The organism is Cytobacillus sp. FSL R7-0696, from assembly GCF_038006865.1.
GTDB lineage: Bacteria > Bacillota > Bacilli > Bacillales > Cytobacillaceae > Cytobacillus > Cytobacillus kochii.
The window spans coordinates 696,832-715,190 of the sequence record NZ_JBBOWA010000001.1 but is presented as its reverse complement, the minus strand read 5'-3'; the positions used below and the strand labels follow the sequence as shown (position 1 = coordinate 715,190).

Below are 18,359 nucleotides of genomic sequence, written 5' to 3'. Positions count from 1 at the left end.
ATAAGAATTAGCAATGAACTTCTAAATCCGCGGGACATATGATGGGTTTATAATCATATATCTTTGGAGGTATGTTTTAATGAATAACCCTTTTTATATGTATCCTTATTATTCGAACACTTATTATAGTAATGGGCAAATGTGTAATCATGATAATATGTTTGGTCTTGGCTATGGAAATATGTCATATGCTAGGCGCTATGCAAATCAATATTGGTCATATCCAAACACTCAGGGATATACTAGTTCCATATTAAATGACCATGGAAAAGAACCTTTTGTAATAAATATCAATCAGGCTGCTAAACAAAATAATACCTATCGAGATACTATATGGACCGGAAGTCATTTGCAGGTGACCTTAATGAGTATTGACGTTGGAGATGATATAGGGTTGGAAATTCACCCTAAGGTTGATCAATTTCTACGAATTGAGGAAGGTCAAGGACTTGTTCAGATGGGTAAGAGTAAAGATAACCTGAATTTTGTAAGAAATGCGGGTGATGATTTTGCCATTATAGTACCTGCCAATACTTGGCATAATGTAACCAATACAGGTAATATACCGTTAAAGCTTTATTCAATTTATGCACCACCTAATCATCCTTTTGGTACTGTTCATAGAACAAAGGCAGATGCCGAAGGTTAGAAATCTATAGTCTTCTGGAATCGGGCGCGATTGTTGAGCAACACAGGTAGAAAATGATCAAACTTTTTTATAAAAACCAAACTTAAATCTGCTAAAGAAGAATCCTTTTTGATTAATCTTTTTTTCAAATGGATTCTTCTTATTTATCGTAAAATAAGGATTTGCGAGATCTTTTTGCTCAAACTTTATTTCAAAGCTACAACTAATTCGAGAGTATGGGGAAAGTGGGCAGCGTTATTTTGCTGCTGGTGATGAAGTTCCCATTGAAGGCGTAATTCAGCCAAAATGGAAAGACGTCATTGTCGAGACAGACAGCAAAGGGATAGAAAGAGTAAATCGAATCAACTATGAAATTGCAGTGATCCAATCGCTTCGCACTCGACTTCGGTGTAAAGAAATTTGGATTGAGGGTGCTGATCGATATCGAAACCCAGATGAAGATCTCCCTCAAGATTTTGAAGAGAACAAGGAAGAATATTTTCAAGCACTGAAAGCACCACTTGATGTAGAGCCTTTTATTGAAGATATTCTACAGTTGATGAAAGATAAACTCCATTTATTGAATCAAGGGCTAGGAGATCATAGTAACGAAAAAGTAGCCATTACTACCAGAAATAATAAAGGATGGATTAGAGTCACTCCACTCGAAAAGCAACCAGAACCTCCACATGTGACGATGCTTAAACAGGAGATTAAGAACCGTTGGACCGACATTAACCTATTGGATTTACTAAAAGAAACAGATTTTCATACGGAGTTTACCAAAAACTTTAAAACCACCGCCAATCGGGAGATTTTAGATCGAGAAACCGTCCAACGAAGGCTTCTTCTAAGTTTATTTGGATTAGGAACGAATACAGGTTTGAAAACAGTTTCTGCTGGAAACCATCTAGATAGTTATCGAGAACTTCGATATATACGCCAAAAATTTATTCATAAGGATCATTTGCGAAAAGCCAACGCCGAGGTTACCAACCATATCATCTACAATCGAATGAAAGAGGTATGGGGAGAAGCTACCACTGCATGTGCTTCCGATTCAAAACATTTTGGCTCTTTTGATCAGAACTTGCTTTCAGAATGGCATCCTCGTTATAAGAAGCATGGAGTCATGATCTATTGGCATACAGATCGAAAATCAGCTTGTATCTATTCTCAGCTTAAGTCCTGCCTTTCTTCTGAGGTGGCAGCAATGATGGAAGGGGTTCTTCGTCACTGTACGGACATGGAGGTTGACAGAAATTATGTCGATACACACGGACAAAGTGTCGTTGCATTTGCTTTTTGTCATCTACTTGGTTTTAAACTGATGCCACGGTTTAAAAATATTGGATCTCAAAAGCTATATCGTCCAGAATCCGGCATGAATGAGGAATATCCTCACCTACAACAGGTTTTAAGTAGACCGATTAACTGGGATCTTATTCGGCAACAGTATGAACAAATCATTAAGTTTGCAACTGCTCTACGGTTAGGTACTGCTTCTGCCGAATCCATATTAAAGCGATTTACAAGGGATACGAAACATCCAACCTATCAGGCTTTATGTGAATTAGGAAAAGCGATTAAAACGATCTTTTTATGTGATTATTTACACTATGAAGAGATTCGAAGAGAGATCCATGAAGGATTAAATACAGTGGAACAATGGAACTCAGTGAATACTTATATTTTCTATGGGAAAAACAGTGAGATTCGTTCCAATTCGATAGAAGATCAAGAGGTGTCTGCCTTATCACTTCAATTGCTGCAAAATTGCTTAGTCTATATGAATACCTTAATGGTACAAGAGGTTCTTTATGACAACAACCAATATTGGTTGAAGAAAATGACTCCAGAAGATTTTAGGGGATTAACACCTTTATTTTATCATCATGTCAATCCATACGGAACTTTTGAACTCAATATGAATCAGCGAATACCTATTAAGTTGAAGGTGTCGTAGTTTTTTATCATTTTGATCGGTGACAAAAGCCAGCTAATATCCCATCAAGATATTAGCTTGAGGACTTTGAGGTTGATGCGAGAAAAATTCATATACGTGATCGAGGTGAATTGTCCAATCTAGCTGAAATTAAAACGGTATGTAGTCCCCGTAGTATTGATGTATCTGCACAATGATAGGGTGCTTGCCTTGCTTACTTTTTTATCAACTGATAGTTATACTTTTAAAATCATAACTCTGAAAATACCCCCTTATCTAGCAATGATTTTTGCAAAACTTAAGACATAAGGTAAGCATCACTTTTCCCTTTTTGGGAGCTAACTCTGCTTTGTTTTTCCTTTTAAATAAGAGATACCTAGTAACAAAAATGGAATAGGAAACAGGACAATCATATATGCGTAAATATCTAATGTTTTATCTAGCCGAAGATGTTCTTTTGATAAATAGTACGTACCAAGGAATACGAGTAAAACAAACCCCGTAAATCCAAATCGTCTTATCCACTTTGAGGAAACCTTTGATACAGTTATATCATAAGCGATTCGGAAGTATAGACTGCAGCGTATGTATGTCCCTACAGCCATTAATAGTAATCCATAAATATCAAAACGATCAATGAATCCTAAACTAATAATTCGTACTGACTCTAATGCGGGGTATACAGAATTATCAGCCTGACCTAATCCGAAAATCGTAATACTACCTATAGTTGTTGAAAACATCATAAGTGCATTTAACAAAATTCCAATACTCCATAGTAAAAACATTCGTTTTTCACGAATGTTTTGAATGGGTAGAAATAAAAGTAGTAATAATTCTACCCATATACTTAAAATTATCAAAGATCCCCATAATATTGGATTCCAACCAAACTCAAATATAGGTTGGAGCTCACTCCAATCTTTCATTGGTCTGTCCAAAATCGTGACTGTATGTCCAGTCGCCATAGCAATTATTGCTAGTATTCCTGCCGTTAATGCAATTCTTTTAATACCTTTTGAAGCTGCATAAACAAAGAATAACAAAAACCAGACCAGTATAGCCAATCGTGGTGTCTCAGGAAAAAAGGCAATGTAGATAAAATCAACTAACAAAGCAAACGAGAAAATTGTTAAAAATAAAAAGTAGATAATGAAAATTATCTTTATCATCACTCCAAAAGGTTTTCCTAATAAATTGTGAAGCATATCAGAAATATTTTGTTTTGGGTATTTAAGTCTCAAACGATAAATGGAGATTGCCAACGTAAATGCTGCCGGAAGTGATATAATTATGGAAATCCAAGCATCTCTCCCAGCAACATCGAGCATTAACGGAAGAATCACGACATGTCCCATGATTGGAAGCGTCATTATTAATAAAAAAAGTGTCTCCCATTTCGTTAACATATCAGTAATCTCCTTCTTCATTGTCCATAGAATCTATCGTTTATAAGGGTTGTTATAAGGCTTTTTGTGATTTTTTTCTACACTTTTATTAATAAGACCTTGATGAGTAATATTTGTATGAACATCAATCATTATATCTGCATTAGAAAAAATCTCATTCCATTCAGATTGGACATTTTTCCATTGTTTAGGATATTTTCTGTAGGTTTCCAGTCCAATTCCTGATATATCAGTCTTTATTACCTTTTGAAGCTTATTCAAAGTTAAACGTACGGATTTTTCAGTCTGATTTGATACTTCTTCTTCAACTTTACTTATCCATTGATCATTTATATTCCTATTCGTAGTATTATCAGCTAAAGTTCCCTCTATCTCGATTTTCAGATATGCTTCAAGCTGATTACCATCTAATGTTGGATTTATTTCCGTTTCTAATTTCTTTATCTCTACAGAGATCTTCTCCTTGTCATTCAGAGATACAGTTTTACCTCGAGATACAGTTTTACTTCCGCCTTTTACCTTGTTTAAAAGGACATTCAGCCCAACAGTTTCATCTGTATTCAGTTTACCGACCATTTTATAAGTGTTAATAACAGCAGTGCCGTCTATTGAAGTAATTGCTTTACCCTTTTCTTTTCTTGTTCGAATTATCGGCAAATAGGCATTAGGAATAGGGCCCTCAATTAACTTATAAAATTCATACATTTTTACGGATGTAAATTCAGCAATATATTGTGTTTGTTCTAAAGCAGAAACTATTTCTGCCGAAGAAAGATCTTCATAAAGTGTAGAAGTACCCAAAATATCAATTGGCTTTTCTTCTGTAATGAAAAGATAACTATTCAAACGAAACATTTGATCGCGTCTGCTTTCATCAAGGTAGTCAATAAAATTATCTTTTGCTAATTCCTCACCAATCACCCATAAACGAGTATGCTCAAAATAAAGCCGACGTTTCGCATCTTTTATGAATTCTCTTGCGCCTTGTATCAATGAGTCCGCGTCTCTTTCTAATAGAATATTTTGGCCATTTCCTCCGCCCCCCTCTCCTCCACCTTGTTCACTTGGTCCAGTTGGTTTTATGATTTCGACGCTAATTCGTAATTGTCCGTCAGATTTATCCAACCCTATCCCATGTACAAGTGCTGATTTATCAAGTTCTTGACTACTCCAACAGCCGGTTAATAAAAATAATAATGGGATGATAGTTAGTATCCTTACCATCATTTATCACCTGTTTTAGGTAATGATCTAATTCTAGTCTTACGCTGATTCGGTATACTTTTTGGTCGCTGTTTTTTCCACCTCAACGGCAAACGAATCAGTGAATCTTTCCAATCCTGAAAATAAAAAGGTGCAAATGGCGCCATAAATGGAATCCCAAACGATGTTAAAGAGATCATATGTGTTAATAAACCGAGCATGGCGACAATTAGTCCATATCCCCCGAATAAGCTACTAGCAATAAATAATCCTATCCTAAGAAGTGCGGTGACGTCTGCAATTGGGGTGATAACAAATGCAGCAATGTACGATATGGATACAACAATAATGGTCGGTGCACCAACAAGTCCGGCTGAGACTGAGACTTGTCCCAGAATCAAAGCACCAACAATACTTAACGCTGAGCCAATTTGTTGAGGAAGTCTGACACCAGCCTCACGGACAACTTCAAACATTAAAATCATCATGGCAATTTCCATTGCTAGAGGGAATGGGACCGTCTCTCGCGCTTGAATAATAGGGACAATCATATCAGATGGAATCATCACCTTATGAAAATTAATAGCTGCAATATAAATGCCTGGTAAAGAAATACTGATTACAAATGACACGAAACGCAGCATTCGAATGAAGGAACTATAATAGGGTCGAGAACTGTAATCTTCTATACTTTTTATATTTTCAAGAAATAGGGATGGAACAAACAAACTGACCGAATCCCCATTTACAATGATCACAATTCTTCCTTCCATTAATAAGGCTGAAGCTTTGTCAGGACGTTCTGTATTTCCAATCGTAGGGAAGATTGAAAAGGGATGGTCTTCGATGAATTGTTCGATTTCCCCTGAATTATTTATCTCATCCACTTTAATTTGTTCTAATCTTTGTTTGATCCGTTCAATCAATTTTGGATCCGCAATGTCCTTTACATATCCGATTGTAATATCCGTTTGACTATATTCACCAATTTTAATTGTTTCAAACTGTAAAGAAGGATGTGGGATTCTTCGCCGTAACAATGCAATATTAGTAGGTGATGATTCAATAAATCCGTCATGTGCTCCTCTCACAGCTCGATCAGATTGAGGTTCGGAGATTGCTCGAACCTCGTACCCTGGTGCATTTAGCAGTAATCCTTCACTATACCCATCCAGTAATAGTAACGTATTTCCCTTCAGTATTTGGTATACAGATTTTTCTAGATTATTTTCCTTCTTTGTGTTAAAAATAGAAATTCTTTCTTTTACTTGTTTTAATTCTTCTCCCATAGTGCTATCTAGAGATTCCTTAGTCAGTGGCTCTAATACATTATTGCGAATGGCATCTTCATCAATTAACCCGTCTACTATAACTAGTAGAGCTTTCAATGTGCGACCGTCATGTAATGGAATGATGAAATCATGAAAAATGATATCATCACTTGAATCTAACAGTTGTTTTAGTTTTTCTTCATTTTTATGAACATCCGATGAGAACAAAATTGAATTATTAAATTGTTCTTCCTGTGTCCATTTAGTATTTTGCTTCATTTTTTGCATAATGGATTTAATTTTTAAATAACGCATAGTTTAACCCATCCTAGAAAAGTTTGTTTTTTATACTGTTATTATGGCTTTTATAACTAATAATATGTGCCGTTTTTGGAAATGATATGTTAATGATTTTTGCGCGAATTACATTAATTTACTGGGAATTTATTAATATAGAAAGGTGGGGAGTAAGGTGGATCAAACAAAGTTAATAAAATGATGATAGCTCTTAATATGAATTTTTCATGGTTATTGGGTATATTGGCTGGTTTAAATATTATTTTTTTTCCGTATGCAGGGGAAGATTCTCTTTTCCAGGCTTGGGCTAAAATATGTCTTATTACATTTTTTCAATGAAGACGAACAAATAACAAGAACAAAATAGGTTATATAAGCATGGTATACATATGAGTGAAGACATTATTAAAAATGTCCTTGGCACAAAACCAAGAGCTAGACATAAAGAGCAATATATTAATAATTAAGATCAATGCTTTTCAAATCCTATTATACATAGGGAAATCTTAAGCTTCGAATTCACTTTCTAATAATTCCTTCTCTTATTCAAGAAAATAGCCCTTTTTTTGAATAATTAACGTGTTTGAGAGGTAAATTTAATCACACTCAAGCACACATAAATTTTAAACACTAAATTAATAAACTTTTTACTCAACTAGATTACCAAAAACCAGTGTTTTTGTAATGTCCCCCCATCGCCCTGTTACCCTTTGATTTTATTAAGATTAGCAGTTACCAAAAATAATTACCAAAAGTATTATCAAATACCTTTACAATAAGTGCCCCTCTAGTAAAATAAAAATATACAAGTTTATTGGAGGTTACAAATGATAATTGGTTATGCTCGGGTATCTACTATTGACCAAAATTTAGATCGGCAAATTGGTATGCTTAATGAATATGGTTGTGAAAAAATAGTTGAGGAGAAATTCACTGGTACAGTTAAAGATAGAAAAGGACTTCACCAACTTTTTGATGTCATCCGGAAAGGCGATACAGTTGTAGTGGAGAGCATCTCCCGTTTAGGACGTAAAACATTGGATATCCTCAACATTATTCAACAGTTAGAAGAGATGGGGGTGCAATTCATTTCTTTAAAAGAAAATATGGATACAAGAACCTCTACAGGCAAAGCCATGTTCCAAATGATGTGTGTCATTGCAGAATTAGAAAGAAACCTTATTGCTGAGAGAGTAAAGGAAGGACTTGAAGCAAGTAAAAGGCGTGGGAAAACATTAGGTAGACCCAAGTTGGATAAAGAAAAGCTTGCTGTTGCGCTAAGGATGTATGATAGTGAGGAATATTCCATAAAGGAGATTGTCTCGGCAACTGGAATATCACAAGGTTCCTTATACAGAGCAGTCAATAGAAGAAAGCTTGAAGAACTAAAAAAATAGGATTTTATTACTTCTCCAAAGTTACTTTGCGGTCTACAGCAGGAACCCTGTCACTAGGCCTAATAATAATATTTATATCGGCATCTTTTATCTTTACTAAAGATAGGTTTTTTACGACAAATGGCAATAGCATAGAAGATAAAAAACCGACCTTGATAGGAACTTATAATATTGGGTTAGAATATGTTCGTAAGCTTGATAAAAAGGCTGAACTTCTGCACATGAACAGTGTTGATGATAAAAAACCGAGTGGAGAAAATGGAGAAAAATCACTCTGGCAACTTCTTTTTGTATTACCTACTAAAGATCAACGGATAGGTCTTATGATTAGAGAAGGGGAGGTTGAAGAAGAACCAGTTATATTGGATGGTGCAGAAACAGGTTACCAAATAATTAAAAAAGAAGAAATTAATTTAAATACTGATGAAGCAGTATCAAGGGCTATAAATGATTTTTCGTTGAATCCTGGAGGGGAGGAGAACTTTCTCTTCAAAGGTTATCATTTTAAATTAATTAAGGACAATAACGTTTTGTTTTTAACTGTTGTAGGTGAAAAAGATGGTGAACAATTAGAGGTACATTTTGATGCGACAGAAATGAAATATACGGGAAGAACAGAACATAAAGGGGGTGAATAATAGATAATATTTTTTGAAAATTAAGAAAAAGGGGGAGTGTAAAAATGAAGAAAATTATTTTTGGTGGATTATTAAGTTTTGTATTACTATTAAGTGCTCCTTTAGGTGAGACATTAGCGGCTACCTATACCAACCAAAATGTAACTGCTTATACTGCCCCATCAGGTAGCAAAACATATCATGGGACAACTCCTACAAAATATCGAACAGCTGCTGTTCATCCTAGAATTTGCGGAAGTCCTAGTTCGGGTACTAGACTTCCATATGGAACAGTAATATACACTAGAGCAGAACTGTTTCTCCCAGGTTTTGTAAATGGATATAAAGATGACTTTTTAGTAGAAGACATGGGGCAAACAAACTGTCAAAGTAATCTTTCAGCATACTGGTTCGATATTTATTTCGGAGTTAAAAATACAACAAACAATGCGAATGCCGCACAGTTTGGAAAAAAATCAGGAGTTACTTATACTACTCATTAATTATATTTTAGAAGGGTGGCAGCCCTTCTTTTTTATTTTATGCACTTTTTATAAGTCTTTATGATTAAAATCTAACAATTTCACTCCATTGGGAGTGACTCTTAATGTTAAGGTTTCTAACCCAAGAGGCGGGTTATGCGCTCCAACGAAAGTTCGGTATTGGACTTTGACGGTAAAATCATATACTCCTTTATTAACCTCTTTTTCTTCAGGAGTCTCCCCAGGTACATTTCTTTTTATACTAATAATTTTCGCATCAAATAAATCATAGGAACGATCGGTTCCGACTTTTTCATTTATAATTTTATAAACATAAGGGTTCAGTAAAGTTAAATAAGAGTCATATAAATTCTCATTATTAATCGAGTTAACATTTGCGCTTCCTACAAGAGGTTGGGTAAATAAATATATTCCTAAGAGAGCTATTAGAATTTTTGATTTCATTTTATTACTCCTTGTACAACGAAATTAACTACCATAAAATTAACATTCCTAAATTTTTATATAAATATTCACTTGTATGCCAATTTGGGGTGTTTTGCAGAAATTCTCTTTTAAAAGGTTTATCTGCAGAACAGTTTAATCTTTTTTGCCCAACCAATTATTAATGGCTACTTTTACATTCGTGGTCGTGTCTTTTACTTCGTCAAAAATAAAGGACAATAAATTGAACCACGATATTTCTTCGTTGTATGGATTATTTTTACTTACATACTTCATGACACGTTTTAATTCATCCATGCGTGATTGATCGAGTTGTTCATGCAAGAATAATTTCACCATGGCATTCAATAAGTTTGCATTCCACACGCTGGCATCTAGTAATAAAGCGGTTGCTTTGGATGGTGTGACGTCTAAGGCGTCAGACAGCTTGCGAATGTCCTCATACGTCCATTGCGTGAATCGAACCGAGACCCGTTCATTTTTAGGCGATTGATACTTTCTTTGTAGCGACTCCCTTTCCAGTTGTCCAAAGAACGTAGTATTGAAAAACTGGTAATCTCTTCTGAAATATTGAGACAAGTATTCCATGACTTTTCTCGACTGCAAACCTTTCTCGCAAAGTATTTCTACAATATCTTTTACTGGTTGATTGGTGACATAAGACAATTGATAAATACAATTTTTTAAGTCAATGGAAATCGTCGGTTTGATATCTTTTTTTTTATCTGAACGTGTTTGTCTTTTCTTTTTCTCCCCTTCTTTCAACAAAATAATCCCCTCTTTTCGCTTGGTTTGCTTTAGAACAGTGTCATAGTGTTCTAGATTTATTTCATGTATATGAGAGATAGAGAGGAGGTATGTTTAAAAAGATTCATTGTTGACCAAACTTTTAGTAAAAGAGATTTAGGGAGGAACAACCGAAATGGAATTGACCAAAAAAGAAGCAGAAGAGTTAGCGAAAAAAATACGTGAGAATAGTAAAAAACATGGTATTCCTTTGAAGCCAAAGAAAGCGAAAAAAGCAAAATAAACAGCAATCCTTTCGTTAAGGACCGCCACCTTAAGGTGGTATTTTTCTTAAGAAAAAGGTTGTTTATAAGGCAGGTTGGCGAGCGTTTTCATGCATGTTTTCATTCATTCTTTAAAAAGAACAAATCGTGCTTTATCACTGTTTGTTGACATGTATATTTCATGACCAACAAAAGCGCAAACGAAAAGCCAGTTCCCACAAGGGTTCTGGCTTTTTGCAATTGCCGATAATAAGCAGTTATGTCTACTAAAATGTATGGGTGCTGTATATTTATTTGTCAAGAAATTATCCTTTTTAATTAGACCTTTAAGCTATAATGAAATTAAAAACAGATAGGTAGATTAAAAGGATAAGGGGATTAGAAAAGTGAAAAAAGCTATATTTATTACAGTTGCTTTATTTTTGTTAACGGGGTGCGGAGATGAGGAAGGAAAAAAAAAGAAAGTAGAAGCGGGTGAAGAAGTCGTCACCGAAGTGTCCCAACCTGAAAATACCGAAAGTAAAGAAATCAAACCTGATACAAAATCAATTGAAGGGGAAACCGAAGACGGTAGAGTGATAACAGCGTATCACTGGCATGATATCGAAGCGATGCCGAAAGCGGAAACGATACTGGAAGCGGTAGAAACGATATACGGAAAAGACCGTTATTATTATGAGGATACGAAAACAAAAATAGATTTAATGAAGCATATTTTTGAACCAGATAATGAAAAGCGTGGGTTTAATTATGAAATAGATGGAAAAGAAGAAGTGGTTTTTTTCAACAATCAATTTAACTTTGATTTAGTCATTGATAATAATGTAGATATGAGAATGGAAATGATAGACTTTATTCATTATCTGAAAGAAAGTAATTTGATTTTAACGGAAGAACAATTGAGAGATAAAGGACTTGAAAGACAATTTACTTATCAAATTCGATTATTCAACGAACGATTACCAGGTGAAAATTATAGTCAGCCGTCTATTTATTGGATGGTTAAAGCATCATCTTTGCTAGAAATGGACTTCTCAAACAAAGAAGGCATTTATAAAAAAATATATAATTTCGGACAATATGAGGGACCCTATCCGAGCGTTGACGAACAAAATCAAGAATAATAAGGAGGACTAGGTGTGGATTTAAAATAAAATCGCGACGTTTGTAAAAAAGATGCGATGTTTAAAACAAAGTTGCGATATTTATAAAAAAGATGCGAAGATTTACCCCTTTGAATATGCATTGTCCGAAGAGGGATTTTATGGTAAAAAATAACATGACGATATTCAACAATCGGGCCATATTGTGGAGTAGCCTAAAGAAAAATGGATTTATAATCATAGTGAGAAGAGGTTGTGAAGTTTGTTCTTAAACTAATATATGTAGGTTAACTGAATAAAAAAGCCAAGGATAATGCTCCTTAGCTTTGTCATAATATACGGTTACTTACAAAGAATAAATCTATGCCATAAAAATATTCTTTGGAGGTAATGCAATATGACTGAACATCACACTAAACTAACTGCTTCTGAAATTGCTTCAATTTGGACTAGCTATACTCAAGATAGTATGTCCAAATGTGTTTTAGGTTATTTTTTAGAACATGTTGAAGATGAAGAAATTAGGTCTATTGTCCAATTTTCTTATGACATTTCATCTACTCATATAGAAAAGCTAACAACCATATTTCAAGAGGAACAGATTCCAACGCCGAAAGGATTTACTTATGATGATGATGTGAATATGAACGCACCTCGTCTCTATACAGACCCTTTTATGCTAACCTATATCAACCATATGGCTAAGATTGGAATGCTCGGTTACAGTGGATTTGTTTCTATGAGTGCTAGAGATGATATAAGGGCCTATTATAGAGAAGGTCTTAATGAAACATCAGAATTGTATGAGCGCAGTTCAAAAATTGCTCTTTCAAAAGGATTATTTGTTAGAGCGCCATATATTGCCTATCCAAGTAAAACAGACTATATAGACACTAAAAAATATTTAAGTGGGCTAAATCCATTTTCTAACAAAAGGCCACTAAATGCGGTTGAAATATCCCATTTGTTTATGAATATTCAAACCAATATTATGGGAGCAAAGTTAGCCATTAGTTTTGCTCAAACATCATCAAGAAAAGAAATTCAACAATGGATGCTAAGAGGGAGAGATATTTCAAAAAAACATGTCGATTTATTTACAAAATCACTTCTTGATAACGATATTCAGCCTCCTGTTTCGTCAGATATTGCTATTACTGATTCAACTACACCTCCATTTTCGGATAAGTTAACAATGTTTCACATGAGTTTTATGAGCGCAGCAGGAACGGGAAATTATGCAACCGCAGCAGCTGCAAGTCAAAGAAGTGACCTTATTCTAAATTATGAACGCTTATCACTTGAAATCGCTCAATATACTAAAGATGGAGCCGACCTAATGATTAAAAATGCATGGATGGAGCAGCCACCTACCACAAAAGATAAGGACCAATTAACAAAGAAAAAAGATACTCTGGAATAATTAGCCTTCATTCTAATAACAATTTGAAATGTAGGAGTAATAAGAATGAAATGGAAATTGCTTTGGAGCATTGCTCTTCAAGCTTAGGTCAATTATTAAACGGTAAATATGTAAAGGGTATCGTGTTATTAGTCTTAGAATTTCTAATCAATATACAAGCGAATTTTAATGTAGCGATTATCTCTAGTTTTCAAGGGGACATTTCAACAGCGATTCAAGAAACTGATTATCAATGGTTAATGTTTTATCCGTGTTTATATTTTTTTGCAATATGTGATGCCCTTAAAGATGAAGGAGGAGGAACAAAATCTTATTCATTTCTCCCGTTTGTCTTTAGTGCTTATTTCGTAACTGTAGGATTAATCTATTCCTCAACTTTAAAAATATTTGGGGTACTACTCGGACCTGTTTTTTTACCTATGCTGTTTTTGATTCCAGGAATAAGCATTGGCTTATTTATAAGAATTGTATTAACCCGTTATAAAAGGATTTAATAATGTTTTAAAAGTATTATTAATAATCTTAGGTAGGTTCGTGAAAATTAACTGTAGTGTTGTTAAAACACTAAACTCAATGTGGAGGGATGTACTTTGAATATCCTTATTCGCTTGTTTCATATTTTACTTTTTATAGTTAGAAAGGCATTCTGAATAAGTTCAAATAATTTTCATTTTAAAAACTCATTAAGAACACCTTCTTTGATATAAGTAATAAGTAAAGTAAAATCTACTTCTCATTGAGAAAAAGGTGAGCATATGCTTACCTTTTTAAATTGCAGTTTTGGTCTACCACGTAATATTATTATTCAACTGCCGAAGGGTTTTCTGTAAATTTAAAAATCAGCAATGATCTTCCTCAATCGGGCGCGTTTCTTGAGCAAGGAATACGCCTTATTTAATGAATAAAAGGATTGAGTTATATTGTGAATTTTGAAATAATTGTTATTAAGCAATCGGCTACGTTTATTTAGGTACGTCTCTTTCTCGTGTAAGGGCCATTAAGGGAAGGAGCTTTCCTTGAGGCTGGATATTAATGATATTATATGCATGATTGTAATGGTCACAATAATTAATTAGGTTCTAAATTCTAACTTTTAAGGAGTCTCCTTATGAGAATAGATTCAAAAAAGAGAAGAGTACAACAAAAATATAAAGAAATAATTGAGCTTAAAAAACAAGAAAGAAAACACACTATTGAAGTGTTAATAGCTATTTTTTTAATCGTTTTTCTTTCTTTTCTGAATGGAGAAAATGCCAACGTCTTTAATTTTAATTCATCTGCTGTTGAAGTTGGGCACCCTGAGAATAAATGGATAGAAGTTGTTTCAAAAATGGATGAAAAATTAAAAGTGAATTATGCTCAATATACGGGTATAGCAATAGATTTCAATCCTAAACCTATAAAATATATTTTAAAAACTTCTATACAAGATTCAGATTTAGATAATGATCAACATTTAGGTGAATTGATTAAAGATGCTAATGCAATTATAGAATCAAGTAAATTACCCAACTTGCTTCAAGAAGATGAAACATACGAAATTATTGTAAGAGGAATAGATAACGATGAATTAGCCCGTAAAGGATTTTGAATGACAAGATTAAGAAATTGGTGCGCCAGTGAATCAACTAAAAGCAAAAGGAAAATCATTAATTTAATCTTCCGCAAACAGGCGCTTTAATTGAGAAATGAAAAAAGCCTAATTTCTTCACAGTTAATTGAGAAATTAGGCTTTTTGATATTGAAATTTCCTTAACGTTGTAAATCCGCATTTTCCTGACGCTACCCCCGTATGAGAGCGTAATTATTATTATTTATGGCGGGTGGAAAAAATAAAATATTGCTACCAGATTACTAACGATTTACTATATACTGGAATTAAGATTTAGTAGATTAATTCGTTACTGAATGGAGTGTAGACGAGCTTGAAAAAAGTCGGTCTTAGTCTGATGTTTATTGGTTTATTATTTATTGGGTTTAGTGTTTGGACAATTGTTGCTGGTAATGTGAAGGAATCACAGTCATTACAAGTGGCCAAGGCAAAGGTTGCTGAAGGGGCGAAAAAGGCAGAAGCTTATTTGCCAAAAAAAGGAGAAGCAGCAGGGATACTTTTGATACCAAAGCTTGATGCAGAATTACCCATTATTGAGGGAGTTGATGCAGATGATCTGGCAAAAGGAGTTGGCCATTATCTAGGGAGTTTATATCCGGATGAAGGAGGTCAAATTGTACTTTCAGGTCATAGGGACACTGTCTTTAGAGGCATGGGCAAGTTAAAATTAAATGATATTTTCACTATAAAAGTACCATATGGAGAATTTGATTATAAAATTACTAAAACAAAAATTGTAGATAAAGGAGATACAAGTGTCATTACATTGCAACAAACAGAAGAAGAATTAATTGTTACTACTTGCTACCCTTTTAGTTTTGTGGGAGATGCACCTGAGAGATACATTATTTATGCCGAGCGAGTTAAATAGTCTTAAGACGAAAATATAGAGCAATAAATAGGTAAGAAATCCTTATTCATATAAAATTATTAAACTAACTTTCTCTAGCCCCTTATTTTTTTAGAATTTTGTGATAAAATTTTCAATAAAAGTATGAAAGGGTTAGATGAATGGGGATTCAATCAGTTTCTTTTATTGGATTGGGTGCGTTGGGCGTTCTTTTTGGTAGCCAAATGAACCTTTCATTATCAAAAGGTGCACTTACATTTGTTGCTGATGAGGCAAGAGTGAAAAAATATAAAGAGAGAGGAGTTTATGCAAACCAACAGTTTTGCGATTTTGATTATAGAACACCAGAAAGCATAGAAAAACCAGTTGATTTACTCATCTTTTCAGTTAAAGCAGATGGGTTGGATGCTGCCATTGAATTAGCTAAGCCAATTGTCAGTGAGCATACAATCATTCTTTCTTTATTAAACGGGATTTCAAGTGAACGCATATTAGGTAGTGTATTTGGAGAAGACAAGGTTTTATATAGCGTAGCCCAAGGGATGGATGCTGTTAAAGTAAACAATATACTAAGCTATCATCATATGGGGATGATTTGTTTTGGCGATCAGGAGGCTGGTGAGACATCAAAAATGACAAAGGAAGTAGCTGAATTTTTCGATCGCACAGGTATTCCGTATGAAGTAGATACTAATATGATAAAGAGACAGTGGGGCAAATTCATGTTGAATGTGGGTGTGAATCAGACAGTTGCAGTCTATCGGGGGAATTATGGAACCATTCAAGTAGAGGGAGAGCCGAGAGAAACGATGATTGCAGCAATGCGAGAAGTGATTCGTATAGCACAGTATGAAGGGGTCACTTTAAAAGAAGATGACTTATCTTATTGGTTAAATGTTCTCGATCAATTAAATGCAGAGGGAAAGCCGTCTATGGCACAAGATGTCGAGGCTGGAAGGAAAAGTGAAGTGGAGCTTTTTGCGGGAACGGTAATAGCATTGTATAAAAAGCACAAGCTAGCACAACCAACCACAAATAAGATGTTATATGAAAACATTCAACATATTGATAGTCATTCAGTTTAAGACCACTGAAAAGGAATAAAATTGTAGAATAAACTGGGTTAGAGGAAGTTTGGAGGTTTCTATGTCAAAGAATGATGCGCTTTTTCAAAATCATAGTAGCCTAAAGGTGGTTTACCCAATTGAGGTTACTCACTTATTAATGAACCATACATCTGCAGCTATCGTTTTGACAAGCATAAATCATCGGATAAATAAAATTAATCAATCGTATACGGATCTATTGGGCTATCGTGAACAAGATGCACTTGGTACGAATTTATATACTCATTTGCGGTTGAAGAAAGACAATATATTAAAGCCCTTTCAAGATAAAGCGGAAGCAAAGGGTATTCATAAAGATGGCCATCTTATTAATTTGGAATTATCGCATTATCCCATTTATGATTCATTAGAGCAAATTGCTGGTGGTATTACATTTATTAATGAATTGGCGGATTCTGAATGTATTGAGGATATCGTCTCAAATAATTTAGGAATCAGTCGATTAATTACAGAGCACACGTCAGATTTAATTTTACTGTACGGACTAGATAAGAAGGTTATTTATGTATCCCCGTCCTTTGAAGAATTATTAGGGTTGGAAAAAGGCACCTATCTGGGTAAAGGTGTAATGGATCATATGAATAAAGAAGAAAGAGAATACAGTGAATTATTGTATAAAAAAATTAATGATACCGGAGAATCCCAAATTCTACAATCACGCATGAAAACGAGTAGTGGGAATATCATATATATTGAGTCTAATATTTCTCCGATTTTTAATGAATTTAATGAAATTCAATTGTATGTTTGTGTCGGTAGGGACGTCACTGATCGTGTGAAAAATGATGACGCTCTAAGAAATTTAGATCGCCTATCCATTATTGGTCAACTAGCGGCAAGTGTGGCTCATGAGATCAGGAATCCACTGACATCGTTAAAGGGTTTCTCAAAACTATTACATTATATGGAGGAGAAAGATAAACAGAAAGAGTATTTATCAATTATTTCTCATGAACTAGAGCGTATTGACGGAATTGTCAATGAATTTATGTCTTTAGCTAAGCCGCAAGTAGTTGATTATGATTATTTTGACCTTTATGAGATTTTAGAAGCTACATTCAAATTTCTTCACCCACAAGCCATGATGTGTAATGTCCAAATTCGATTCATAAAGCCAGATCAACAAATTGAATTACTTTGTAATCAAAATCAATTAAAGCAAGTATTTATTAATTTCTTAAAAAACTCTATGGAGTCAATGCCAAATGGTGGGGAAGTAATTATAGCTATAGAAGTATTAAGAAATAAAAGAGTAAGAATTAATTTTAAAGACGAGGGTATAGGTATAAGCTCAGATCGTTTGCATTATTTAGGTACCCCTTTTTATACTACAAAGGATAAAGGAATCGGTTTAGGACTAACTGTTAGTAATAAAATTATTCAAGAGCATAATGGAACGATGAAGATTGATAGTAAACCAGGTGGCGGTACAATAGTAACCGTTGAACTAGGCTATTCATAAAAAGATTCATCGTTTTAAGAATGATACATAAATGAATGCATTAATATTTGAAAATGCA

The 18,359-nt window shown here is 34.2% G+C and carries 15 protein-coding genes and 3 pseudogenes; 13 read left to right on the top strand and 5 right to left on the bottom strand.

All coding sequences use genetic code 11. The features are described from left to right. The first annotated feature begins 79 nt into the window (after nt 1-79). From MKX29_RS03710 to MKX29_RS24435, 3 genes and pseudogenes are all read left to right on the top strand, one after another. Nucleotides 80-649 (top strand): cupin domain-containing protein, encoded by a 570-nt coding sequence (locus MKX29_RS03710; RefSeq protein WP_223254522.1) that lies wholly within the window; start codon nt 80-82, stop codon nt 647-649. 187 nt (nt 650-836) lie between these two features. Continuing rightward, nucleotides 837-2,594: pseudogene (locus MKX29_RS03705) on the top strand (Tn3 family transposase); the annotation flags it as partial. A 56-nt stretch (nt 2,595-2,650) separates the two neighbouring features. Then, nucleotides 2,651-2,767: pseudogene (locus MKX29_RS24435) on the top strand (tyrosine-type recombinase/integrase); the annotation flags it as partial. 144 nt (nt 2,768-2,911) lie between these two features. Here the strand turns inward: MKX29_RS24435 and MKX29_RS03700 are convergent. Genes MKX29_RS03700 through MKX29_RS03690 form a run of 3 tightly spaced genes read right to left on the bottom strand, consistent with a single transcriptional unit; the run spans nt 2,912 to nt 6,771 of the window. Then, a complete protein-coding gene (locus MKX29_RS03700) occupies nt 2,912-3,982 on the bottom strand; it encodes a GerAB/ArcD/ProY family transporter (protein ID WP_281203336.1) in 1,071 nt (356 codons plus the stop codon). A gap of 33 nt (nt 3,983-4,015) precedes the next feature. Next, the gene (locus MKX29_RS03695) at nt 4,016-5,206 is read right to left on the bottom strand and encodes a Ger(x)C family spore germination protein (RefSeq protein ID WP_341104058.1); all 1,191 of its coding nucleotides are present in this window, start codon (nt 5,204-5,206) and stop codon (nt 4,016-4,018) included. After that, nucleotides 5,206-6,771 (bottom strand): spore germination protein, encoded by a 1,566-nt coding sequence (locus MKX29_RS03690; protein WP_095373807.1) that lies wholly within the window; start codon nt 6,769-6,771, stop codon nt 5,206-5,208. The genes MKX29_RS03695 and MKX29_RS03690 overlap by 1 nt, the downstream gene beginning before the upstream one ends. Nucleotides 6,772-7,580: 809 nt before the next feature. On the opposite strand from MKX29_RS03690, the gene MKX29_RS03685 reads away from it, so the two are divergent. From MKX29_RS03685 to MKX29_RS03675, 3 genes are read left to right on the top strand one after another with little or no spacing between them, the layout of a single operon-like run. Then, nucleotides 7,581-8,150, top strand: a complete 570-nt coding sequence (locus MKX29_RS03685; protein ID WP_009336472.1) for a recombinase family protein — start codon at nt 7,581-7,583, stop codon at nt 8,148-8,150. A gap of 26 nt (nt 8,151-8,176) precedes the next feature. Then, the gene (locus tag MKX29_RS03680; protein WP_224938895.1) at nt 8,177-8,788 is read left to right on the top strand and encodes a hypothetical protein; all 612 of its coding nucleotides are present in this window, start codon (nt 8,177-8,179) and stop codon (nt 8,786-8,788) included. A 44-nt stretch (nt 8,789-8,832) separates the two neighbouring features. Next, nucleotides 8,833-9,270: a hypothetical protein gene (locus MKX29_RS03675; protein WP_224938896.1), complete on the top strand. Its 438-nt coding sequence runs from the start codon at nt 8,833-8,835 to the stop codon at nt 9,268-9,270. A 48-nt stretch (nt 9,271-9,318) separates the two neighbouring features. On the opposite strand, the gene MKX29_RS03670 is transcribed toward MKX29_RS03675, so the two are convergent. Both MKX29_RS03670 and MKX29_RS03665 read right to left on the bottom strand, forming a co-directional pair. Then, a complete protein-coding gene (locus MKX29_RS03670; protein WP_224938897.1) occupies nt 9,319-9,714 on the bottom strand; it encodes a DUF3888 domain-containing protein in 396 nt (131 codons plus the stop codon). A 135-nt stretch (nt 9,715-9,849) separates the two neighbouring features. Continuing rightward, nucleotides 9,850-10,479, bottom strand: a complete 630-nt coding sequence (locus MKX29_RS03665; protein WP_341104054.1) for a hypothetical protein — start codon at nt 10,477-10,479, stop codon at nt 9,850-9,852. 631 nt (nt 10,480-11,110) lie between these two features. On the opposite strand from MKX29_RS03665, the gene MKX29_RS03660 reads away from it, so the two are divergent. From MKX29_RS03660 to MKX29_RS03630, 7 genes and pseudogenes are all read left to right on the top strand, one after another. Then, nucleotides 11,111-11,848 carry a membrane lipoprotein lipid attachment site-containing protein gene (locus MKX29_RS03660; protein ID WP_224938899.1) on the top strand — a complete coding sequence of 246 codons (738 nt, stop codon included), beginning with the start codon at nt 11,111-11,113 and terminating at the stop codon, nt 11,846-11,848. Between the two features lie 376 nt (nt 11,849-12,224). Beyond that, complete coding sequence (locus MKX29_RS03655) at nt 12,225-13,250, top strand: DUF3231 family protein (RefSeq protein ID WP_341104051.1); 1,026 nt, start codon at nt 12,225-12,227, stop codon at nt 13,248-13,250. 45 nt (nt 13,251-13,295) lie between these two features. Further along, nucleotides 13,296-13,744, top strand: a pseudogene (locus tag MKX29_RS03650) (hypothetical protein). Between the two features lie 614 nt (nt 13,745-14,358). Beyond that, nucleotides 14,359-14,841, top strand: a complete 483-nt coding sequence (locus tag MKX29_RS03645; RefSeq protein ID WP_251162848.1) for a hypothetical protein — start codon at nt 14,359-14,361, stop codon at nt 14,839-14,841. Between the two features lie 358 nt (nt 14,842-15,199). Continuing rightward, the gene (locus MKX29_RS03640) at nt 15,200-15,733 is read left to right on the top strand and encodes a class D sortase (protein ID WP_373370947.1); all 534 of its coding nucleotides are present in this window, start codon (nt 15,200-15,202) and stop codon (nt 15,731-15,733) included. A gap of 140 nt (nt 15,734-15,873) precedes the next feature. Continuing rightward, nucleotides 15,874-16,797, top strand: a complete 924-nt coding sequence (locus tag MKX29_RS03635; protein WP_224934835.1) for a ketopantoate reductase family protein — start codon at nt 15,874-15,876, stop codon at nt 16,795-16,797. A 61-nt stretch (nt 16,798-16,858) separates the two neighbouring features. After that, entirely contained in the window at nt 16,859-18,301 is a 1,443-nt protein-coding gene (locus MKX29_RS03630) for a PAS domain S-box protein (protein ID WP_224934837.1), read from the top strand. Nucleotides 18,302-18,359: the final 58 nt, after the last annotated feature.

Excerpts from the sequence above, each read along its gene's own strand:
- MKX29_RS03685 (WP_009336472.1), top strand. The coding sequence starts at position 7,581 with ATGATAATTGGTTATGCTCGGGTATCTACTATTGACCAAAATTTAGAT.
- MKX29_RS03695 (WP_341104058.1), bottom strand. The coding sequence starts at position 5,206 with ATGGTAAGGATACTAACTATCATCCCATTATTATTTTTATTAACCGGC.
- MKX29_RS03645 (WP_251162848.1), top strand. The coding sequence starts at position 14,359 with ATGAGAATAGATTCAAAAAAGAGAAGAGTACAACAAAAATATAAAGAA.
- MKX29_RS03630 (WP_224934837.1), top strand. The coding sequence starts at position 16,859 with ATGTCAAAGAATGATGCGCTTTTTCAAAATCATAGTAGCCTAAAGGTG.
- MKX29_RS03640 (WP_373370947.1), top strand. The coding sequence starts at position 15,200 with ATGTTTATTGGTTTATTATTTATTGGGTTTAGTGTTTGGACAATTGTT.
- MKX29_RS03710 (WP_223254522.1), top strand. The coding sequence starts at position 80 with ATGAATAACCCTTTTTATATGTATCCTTATTATTCGAACACTTATTAT.
- MKX29_RS03700 (WP_281203336.1), bottom strand. The coding sequence starts at position 3,982 with ATGTTAACGAAATGGGAGACACTTTTTTTATTAATAATGACGCTTCCA.
- MKX29_RS03635 (WP_224934835.1), top strand. The coding sequence starts at position 15,874 with ATGGGGATTCAATCAGTTTCTTTTATTGGATTGGGTGCGTTGGGCGTT.
- MKX29_RS03690 (WP_095373807.1), bottom strand. The coding sequence starts at position 6,771 with ATGCGTTATTTAAAAATTAAATCCATTATGCAAAAAATGAAGCAAAAT.
- MKX29_RS03655 (WP_341104051.1), top strand. The coding sequence starts at position 12,225 with ATGACTGAACATCACACTAAACTAACTGCTTCTGAAATTGCTTCAATT.
- MKX29_RS03675 (WP_224938896.1), top strand. The coding sequence starts at position 8,833 with ATGAAGAAAATTATTTTTGGTGGATTATTAAGTTTTGTATTACTATTA.
- MKX29_RS03670 (WP_224938897.1), bottom strand. The coding sequence starts at position 9,714 with ATGAAATCAAAAATTCTAATAGCTCTCTTAGGAATATATTTATTTACC.